Source organism: Ruegeria sp. BC2, from assembly GCF_056539245.1.
The window spans coordinates 381631-389453 of sequence record NZ_JBQFUQ010000003.1 but is presented as its reverse complement, the minus strand read 5'-3'; the positions used below and the strand labels follow the sequence as shown (position 1 = coordinate 389453).

The following is a 7823-nucleotide window of genomic DNA, read 5'->3' as shown; positions in this document are numbered from 1 at the left end:
ACCAGCGTGGCCACGAGGAAGGACAGCATCCCGTAGGTCAGCGAAATCGGAAAGCCCTGCGCGATGATGTCGTTCACGTCGCGGTCCTTGAACTTGAAGGACGGGCCGAAATCGAAATGCACCACGATGTTGTACAGGTAATCCCACAGCTGTTTCCACAGCGGCTGGTCCAGCCCGTAGCGCGCCTCGATATTGGCCAGAACCTGCGGCGGCAACGGCCGCTCCGAGGTGAAGGGCCCGCCGGGCGCGAAGTGCATCAGAAAGAAACTGGCGACGATCAGCAACAGGATCGTCGGAACGGCGATCAGCAGTCGCCGGATGACATAGGCAAGCATTTCATGCCCCCAATTATTGGCCCTGCCCCAGAGCATGTCCGGGGCAGGGCGCGATCAAAGGATGATGATTACTCGGCGATCTTGTAGAGGTTCTTCGAGTACCAGTTCTGCTCGACGTTGTTCACCGGCCAGTTCCCCACGTCGCTGTCCATCATGTAGACACCGGCGTAGTGGTAGATCGGGATCACAGGGGTTTCCTGTGCGATGATCCGCTCAACCTCGGTGTACAGCGGGGCCGGATCGTCCGAGGTTTTGGCCTGAGCCAGCAGCTCGTCGACCTTGGCATTGTTGTACTTGCCGTCATTGTAGCCGGAATCCGACTGCAGCAGGTCCAGGAAGGTCGAGGCTTCGTTGTAGTCGCCGCACCATGCGCCGCGGGCCAGTTCAAAGTTCTGGTTGCCGCGCTCTTCCAGGAAGATCTTCCATTCCATGTTGGCCAGCTCGACCTGCGCGCCCAGCTTCTGCTTCCACATCTGGCTCAGGGCCACGGCGACTTTCTTGTGCGCCTCGGAGGTGTTGTAGACCATCGCGAAGCTCAGCGGGTTGTCGGGACCGTATCCGGCCTCGGCCAGCAGTTCCTTGGCCAGCTCGTCGCGCTCGGCTTGCGTCATCGACGCCATTTCCACGACCGGCGGGGTGAACCCTGCGGTGGCTTCGGGCACGAAGGTATAGGCTTCGGGCTGACCGCCGGCCAGGATGTTCTCAGTGATGATCTTACGGTCAACCGCCAGCGACAGGGCCTGACGCACGTTCGGGTCCTTGAAGGCCTCGGGGCCGCCGTCGGACAGGTTGAACGTGTAGTAGTAGTTGCACAGGCGCGGGAAGCTGATCGCCTCGTTCGGGTATTCTTTCTTCAGGCGCGGAAACTGGCCTGCGGGCACCTCGGTGCGGTCCAGCTCGCCGGCCAGATAGCGGGTCAGGGCCACGTTTTCATCGTTGATGACCAGCGCCACGACCTTGTCGATGATGGTGTTGTCGTTGTCCCAGTACATCGGGTTGCGCTCGCGCACCGAGCGTTCGTTGGGCAGGTGCTCGGTCAGGACATAGGCGCCGTTCGAGACGATGTTGCCGGGCTTGGTCCATTCATCGCCGAACTGCTCGATGACCTTCTGCGGGGCCGGGAAGGTGGTCGAGTGCGTGGTCATCTGCGGGAAATAGGGCAGCGGCGCGCTCAGTTTCACTTCCAGAGTGTGGTCGTCGATCGCCTTGACGCCCAGGTCGTCGACCGGCTTGTCGCCTGCGATGATCTCGGCGGCGTTCTCGATCGACATCAGCTCCATGAACCAGGCATAGGGCGAGGACAGGGCCGGATCGACGGCGCGCTTCCAGGCAAAAACGAAATCATGTGCGGTGACCGGATCGCCGTTCGACCACTTGGCGTTGTCGCGCAGGGTGAAGGTGTAAACGTCCTTGGTCTCGTTGGTGGTATAACCGGTGGCCACGCCCGGAACCAGGTTGCCGTCTTCGTCCTGGTTCATCAGACCTTCGAACAGGTCGCGGACAATCTCGGCGCCCGACACGTCCTCGACCACCTGCGGGTCGACCGAGCTGTGCTCGTCCAGAACGCGGTAGACGAAGGTCTGGTCGTCGGCCAGCGGCTCGCCGGTGACCGGATGGGTGCCCGCGGCCAGCGCGGCTCCGGTGATGAAGGTCGAGCACAGCAGGCCCGCCACCGAGTTTCGAAGGATGGTGTTCATGATCTTCTCCCAATTATTGTGGCGGCGGTCTGCGCATCCATATGGGATGGCGTCCGGCGGCCCTGGTTGCCCGACATCCGCTGGGACCCGGTTCTTTTGAATTTTGGGTTGTGCCAATTCGCAAGGAACACTGCGTCGCAGCTTTCTGGATTGCAGTCGGTGAAGTGGATGCAAGAGCTTCCTCTCGCTGGCCGAGACCGTGCCACTATTTTGGGCAGGGTTAAAGCCTTCCCATGAGTCCGGATCGCCTAAAGGTAGAAAGAAACTTCGTGACGCGTGGTCGCCGAAATTTTGTAACGATGGCGTGTATCGTTGCGATATTTTCGTGCCCGAGCCGCTCGGATTGTAGCCTAAGGCGCGATCTGTTTCGGCAGAATATCGCCGCCCGCCTTCGCCCGATCAGGCGAATCGCCAGCGGTCAGGGACGCAACCGCGACTTCATGCCGGCTTCGGGGAAACAGGTGGGGCGCTGGCCGGTTTCTTCCTGCCAGCGGCCGATCGACCGGCGGGTTTTGTATCCCGGGAGCCCGTCTGCACCGCCCACGTCGTGCCCCATCGCGATCAACGCCTGCTGCATGGCCGCGATATCCGATCGATAAAGACCGCCTACCTTGCCCCAGCGCCCTTTGAAATCGCCCACGCCATACTGAATGCGATCGCCCACATGGCCCACGAACAAGGCGTAGAGGTCGCTCATGTTGTAGTCTTTGAGAACGTAAAAATTGGGCGTTACGACAAAGGCCGGACCATTCCGGCCAGCCGGCATCATCAGGTAGCCCTCGCCGCGCAGCTCGTGTTCGGGGAAGGGGCGGCCCGAGACGCGTGTGAGGCCCATAGCAACCCAGTCGCGGATCGGGCGACCCTGATCGGGACCCTCAAGCGCGCAGGACACAGATGCCGGCACGGTCACCTCGAACCCCCAATCGCGGCCGCTGACCCAACCGTGCCGCGCGAGGTAGTTTCCGATCGATGCAATCGTGTCGTCAGCCGACCCCCATATGTCGGCCCGGCCGTCCGCATTGCCGTCGGCCGCGTGGTTCAAAAAGCTGGTCGGCATGAATTGCGGCTGGCCCAACGCGCCGGCCCAGCTGCTTTTCATCGCGCGGCCGTTCACGTGACCGGCCTCGACGATCTGCAGCGCGGCGATCAGTTCGCCGGTGAAATAATCCGCGCGCGTGCTCATGAATCCCTTGGTGGCCAGCACCCGGATTGCGTCATGCCGGATCGGAACCTGCCCATAGCCGCTTTCTCGGCCCCAGACCGCAAGGATGATCCGGGCGGGAACGCCGGTCTGTTCCTCGACCCGGCGCAGCGTTTCCTCATGACGCTTGGCCATACGCCGACCGCCGGCGGCGGCACCCTGAACCGAATTTGCGTTGAAATACCGGCCGGGGGACCCGAACTCGGCTTGCCTTTGCTTTTTGGGCGTCCGCGCCGGAGAGCCCGGCGGAACAAGATCGGGCAGTTCCCAATTCAGGCGAACCCCGTCGGTTGCGCTGTAAAACGTGCGGCGCGATACACCCTGCGCCCGAGCCAACGGCCAGACCTGTTGCTGCAACCAGTCCTGAAACTGCCGCTCAACCGCGGCTCGGTCCTGCGCGATCGCTGCGCCGGAAAACGCGATCAGTCCAATCAGAATAAGCAGTAAACGCATGACACAATGACTGACCCGACCCACTGGTCAAGTCAACTCGATGGTGAGGTGGTTCCCGGCTGCCGGGGAAAAACCTTGTGAAATCTGCTGACTCTGCCGATAGTTGCACCAACCTGAAGTTTGATGAGGGCGATCCGGCGTGAGCGGAAACAGGACTATACCTGCGGTACTGACAGCGCTGATCGTGGTCGTATTGTGGTTGGGCACGGCGCAATCGGCTCTGGCCAGCGACAGTTTCATGGATCCTCAAGGCCCTATTGCGGCGGTCCAAAAAACACACCTGGTGCGCGCGACCGCGTTGATCCTGATTGCGGTCATTCCGGTTCTGGTTCTGGTTCCCTTGATCGCTCTTCGCTATCGGCGCCGCGCGCAAAGCCCGGCTGCCTATCGGCCCAAATGGGATTTCTCGCCCATGCTGGAAACCGCGATGTGGGGTGTGCCGGTGGTGATCGTGGCGCTGCTGTCCTTTTATCTTTGGAAAGCAACCCACCGGCTGGACCCCTACGCGGCCCCGTTCGGCGATGAACCGGCCCTGCGCGTGCAGGTGGTGGGGCTGGATTGGAAATGGCTGTTCATCTACCCCGACCTGGGCATCGCGACGGTGGGTGAGTTCGGGGTACCGACAAAACAACAGGTCGCACTGACACTGACGACGGACACGGTGATGCAGTCATTCATGGTTCCCGCCCTGGCGGGGCAGATCTATGCCATGCCCGGGATGACGACCCAATTGCATCTCGTGGCTGATGCCCCCGGACAAATGCAGGGCGAAAACACCCAGTACAACGGGCGCGGGTTCACCAAGCAGAAATTCCGGACGGTCGCGATGCCGCCGCCGAACTTTGACGCATGGGTCGACCAGGTTCGGCAAAACGGAATCGTTCTGGACCCGGCAACCTACCGGACACTGGCCATGCGGACAGACCGGGACGAGGTTCAGGCCGCGCTTGGCACCGCGCAGATGCCGGACAATGCGCTGTATTTCCGACTGGATGATGGCGATCTGTTCCACAGCATTCTGGGCCGGTATCACAACGGGCAACCTCTGCCGCAGGATCAGCAACCGGGAACCGCTCAATACGGGCAGGAGGACAAGCCATGACATCTGCCGAGTCCGGTTTCTTCGGCCGTCTGAACTGGGATGCCTTCCCCATCGCCGGGCTGATCCAAGATCCCAACACGAATGAAATCGTGGCCAATGCCGCGGCGGGCGTGGTGATCGTCGGCGTGGTCGCGGTTCTGGGACTGCTCACCTGGTTTCGCCTTTGGGGGCCGTTGTGGCGTGACTGGCTGACCAGCGCGGATCACAAGAAGATCGGCATCATGTATGTCGTCTTCGCCATCGTCATGCTGGCGCGCGGCGTTCTGGAAGGCGTCGTGATGCGCGCCCAACAGGCGGCCGGGCCGGGCGAGGGGTTCCTCGAGGCCGAACACTTTGCCGAGCTGTTCAGCACCCACGGCACGATCATGATCTTCTTCGTTGCGGTGCCCTTCGTGTTTGGACTGGCGAATTTCCTCGTCCCGCTGATGATCGGCGCACGCGACGTGGCCTTTCCGGTGATGAACCAGATCAGCCTCGGCCTGACGGTTTCGGCTGGGATGATGTTGATGGTCTCACTGGTGGTGGGCGAGTTTTCCACCGGCGGCTGGACGGCCTATCCGCCCTATACCGGCGCGGCCTTCAATCCGGGTGTGGGGCCGGACTACTGGATCTGGGCGATTGTCGTGTCGGGCATCGGCACCACCCTGACGGGAATCAACTTTGCCGTCACGATTTACAAGCTGCGCGCGCCGGGGATGAAATTCATGCGGTTGCCGATGTATTGCTGGACGATCATCTGCAGTTCGATCCTGATCGTGTTCGCCATGCCGCCTTTGGGGGTGGCGGCGCTGTTGCTGGCCGCCGACCGGTATCTTGATTTCCATTTCTTCACCAATGACCTGGGCGGCAACATGATGAACTATGCCAACCTGTTCTGGCTGTTCGGCCACCCCGAGGTCTATCTGCTGGTTCTGCCGGCCTATGGTATTTATTCCGAAGTCTTCGCGACCTTCTCGGCCAAGCGGCTCTATGGCTACAACTCGCTGGTGATCGCGACCATGTCGATTGCCGTGCTGTCGTTTACCGTCTGGCTGCACCATTTCTTCACCATGGGCCAAAGCGCCCTGATCAATGCGGTGTTCGGCATCGCCACGATGCTGATCGCCATACCCACCGGCGTTAAGGTCTATGACTGGATGGCCACCCTGTATCGCGGCCGCATCCGGTTCTCGGTGCCGATGCTGTACGGGCTGGCCTTTCTGATGCTATTCGTGATCGGGGGGCTCAGCGGGGTGATCCTCGCCAATCCGACCGTCGATTATCAGGTGCACAATACGCTGTTCCTGGTCGCGCATTTCCACAACGTGTTGCTGCCGGGTGTCCTGTTCGGCCTGCTGGCGGGCTACAACTACTGGTTTCCCAAGGCCTTCGGCTTCCGCCTGGACGAGGCCTGGGGGCGGATGTCGGTCGTGCTGTGGACGGTGGGCTTCATGCTGACCTTCCTGCCGCTGTATTTCGTGGGTCTGATGGGTATGCCGCGCCGGTCCTACAGCTGGGAGGACCCGAGCTTTCACCCCTACATGATCACGGCCGTCATCGGCGCGCTGGTCATTCTGGCGGCCTTGCTGTCGGTCGTCGTGCAACTGTGGGTCAGCATCCGGAACCGCGAACAAAGCCGCGTTCCGGTTGGCGACCCCTGGGACGCCCGCACGCTGGAATGGTCGATCCCGGCCCCGCCGCCGCCCTACAATTTCGCGATCATCCCGCATGTCACGGACCGCGACGATTTTGCCGCCGCGAAAGAGCGTGGCGAGGCCTACCCGCACCCCGATTGGTACGAGGACATCACCATGCCGCGCAACACCGGCATCGGTTTCGTGCTCTGCGTGCTCAGCGGTGTGTGGATGTTTGCGCTGGTCTGGTGGATCTGGTGGCTGGCGGCGCTGGTGACAGTGATGATGATCCTGTCATTCATCCTGTGGACCTTTCAGACCGATACCGAAGAAGTGGTTTCAGCTGAAGACGTGCGCAGGCAGCACGAGGCCTGGCTGGACTTGGTTCGCAACGCGACCCCTGTGAACCGGGATCACGAAGGTGCGCCAGAAAACACCGGGCTTGCCCGACCGGATCTGGAGGCAGCGACATGAAGCCTGCACCAACCCACAGTTACCCAGGTCTGAACCTTGGGCGGCGTCATGCCAGCGCGCACAAGGCGACCGAAGTGGTGACCTTCGGTTTCTGGGTCTTTCTGATGAGCGACCTAGTCTATTTCGGGCTGATGTTCGGCGTCTACATCACCATGATCGACGCGCAGGCCGGTGGTCCTGGCCCGCACGACTTGTTCGATCTCTACAGCATCTTTGCCCAGACCCTGATCCTGCTGACCAGCAGCCTGACTGTTGGACTTGCCATGCTGGCGCTGAAATACAACCTGCCGCGCGGTCGGATCGTCCTGTGGTTCGGGGTTACGCTGCTGCTTGGGCTGAGTTTTCTGGTCCTCGAAATCCGCGATTTCATGTCGATGGCGGAAAAGGGTGGCATCCCGCAGCGCAGCGGTTTCCTGTCCGCCTTCTACGGGTTGGTGCCTCTGCACGGGCTGCATGTGGCGGCGGGCTGTGTGTGGCTGGTCGTTCTGGGCATTCAACTGCGGGTCATGGGGATGACCGACCTCGTGATTTCGCGCGTGGTGCGGCTGGCACTGTTCTGGCACTTCCTTGATCTGATCTGGATCGGCATCATCACCATCGTGTATTTCGGAGGGCTGACCTATGGATAAACGGTCCGAGATGCACAGGCGCGAGCGGCGCCGGTATGTGATCGGCTATGGCGGCTCGCTGTTGCTGACACTCACCGTGTTTGCGATCGCCTACTGGTTCGGCATCGAGACCAAGGGTGTCTATCTTGCAATTGGGCTGTTGGGTTTGGCGCAGCTAATCGTTCAACTGGTCTATTTCCTGCATATCGACCGTCGCCGCAGCAGCCGCGAAGACCTGGATTTGGTCCTGTTCTCGACGCTGGTTCTTCTGATCATCATTCTTGGAACGGTCTGGATCCTGGGCAATCTGGCCATGCGGATGCACATGCCGGGCATGTAG

General features: G+C 61.2%; 7 protein-coding genes. 4 read left to right on the top strand and 3 right to left on the bottom strand.

All coding sequences use genetic code 11. The features are described from left to right. From ACR0CU_RS14970 to ACR0CU_RS14960, 3 genes are all read right to left on the bottom strand, one after another. Nucleotides 1-335, bottom strand: a 335-nt coding sequence (locus ACR0CU_RS14970; RefSeq protein ID WP_480643354.1) for an ABC transporter permease family protein, incomplete at its 3' end; no start/stop codon positions are given. Between the two features lie 68 nt (nucleotides 336-403). After that, the gene (locus tag ACR0CU_RS14965; protein ID WP_093963729.1) at nucleotides 404-2032 is read right to left on the bottom strand and encodes a peptide ABC transporter substrate-binding protein; all 1629 of its coding nucleotides are present in this window, start codon (nucleotides 2030-2032) and stop codon (nucleotides 404-406) included. Nucleotides 2033-2450: 418 nt separating this feature from the next. Next, nucleotides 2451-3686 carry a lytic murein transglycosylase gene (locus tag ACR0CU_RS14960; RefSeq protein ID WP_170448238.1) on the bottom strand — a complete coding sequence of 412 codons (1236 nt, stop codon included), beginning with the start codon at nucleotides 3684-3686 and terminating at the stop codon, nucleotides 2451-2453. Nucleotides 3687-3825: 139 nt separating this feature from the next. Between ACR0CU_RS14960 and ACR0CU_RS14955 the strand changes: the two genes are divergently transcribed. From ACR0CU_RS14955 to ACR0CU_RS14940, 4 genes are read left to right on the top strand one after another with little or no spacing between them, the layout of a single operon-like run. Continuing rightward, nucleotides 3826-4788 carry a cytochrome ubiquinol oxidase subunit II gene (locus tag ACR0CU_RS14955; protein ID WP_480643352.1) on the top strand — a complete coding sequence of 321 codons (963 nt, stop codon included), beginning with the start codon at nucleotides 3826-3828 and terminating at the stop codon, nucleotides 4786-4788. Further along, complete coding sequence (locus tag ACR0CU_RS14950) at nucleotides 4785-6875, top strand: cbb3-type cytochrome c oxidase subunit I (RefSeq protein WP_170448236.1); 2091 nt, start codon at nucleotides 4785-4787, stop codon at nucleotides 6873-6875. Before ACR0CU_RS14955 ends, ACR0CU_RS14950 begins: the two co-directional genes overlap by 4 nt. Then, entirely contained in the window at nucleotides 6872-7504 is a 633-nt protein-coding gene (locus ACR0CU_RS14945) for a cytochrome c oxidase subunit 3 (protein WP_170341891.1), read from the top strand. The genes ACR0CU_RS14950 and ACR0CU_RS14945 overlap by 4 nt, the downstream gene beginning before the upstream one ends. Then, nucleotides 7497-7823 carry a cytochrome o ubiquinol oxidase subunit IV gene (locus tag ACR0CU_RS14940; RefSeq protein WP_244952445.1) on the top strand — a complete coding sequence of 109 codons (327 nt, stop codon included), beginning with the start codon at nucleotides 7497-7499 and terminating at the stop codon, nucleotides 7821-7823. The genes ACR0CU_RS14945 and ACR0CU_RS14940 overlap by 8 nt, the downstream gene beginning before the upstream one ends.

What these genes read in the sequence shown, in the direction of transcription:
- ACR0CU_RS14965 (WP_093963729.1), bottom strand. Translation starts at nt 2,032, where the DNA reads ATGAACACCATCCTTCGAAACTCGGTGGCGGGCCTGCTGTGCTCGACC.
- ACR0CU_RS14960 (WP_170448238.1), bottom strand. Translation starts at nt 3,686, where the DNA reads ATGCGTTTACTGCTTATTCTGATTGGACTGATCGCGTTTTCCGGCGCA.
- ACR0CU_RS14950 (WP_170448236.1), top strand. Translation starts at nt 4,785, where the DNA reads ATGACATCTGCCGAGTCCGGTTTCTTCGGCCGTCTGAACTGGGATGCC.
- ACR0CU_RS14945 (WP_170341891.1), top strand. Translation starts at nt 6,872, where the DNA reads ATGAAGCCTGCACCAACCCACAGTTACCCAGGTCTGAACCTTGGGCGG.
- ACR0CU_RS14940 (WP_244952445.1), top strand. Translation starts at nt 7,497, where the DNA reads ATGGATAAACGGTCCGAGATGCACAGGCGCGAGCGGCGCCGGTATGTG.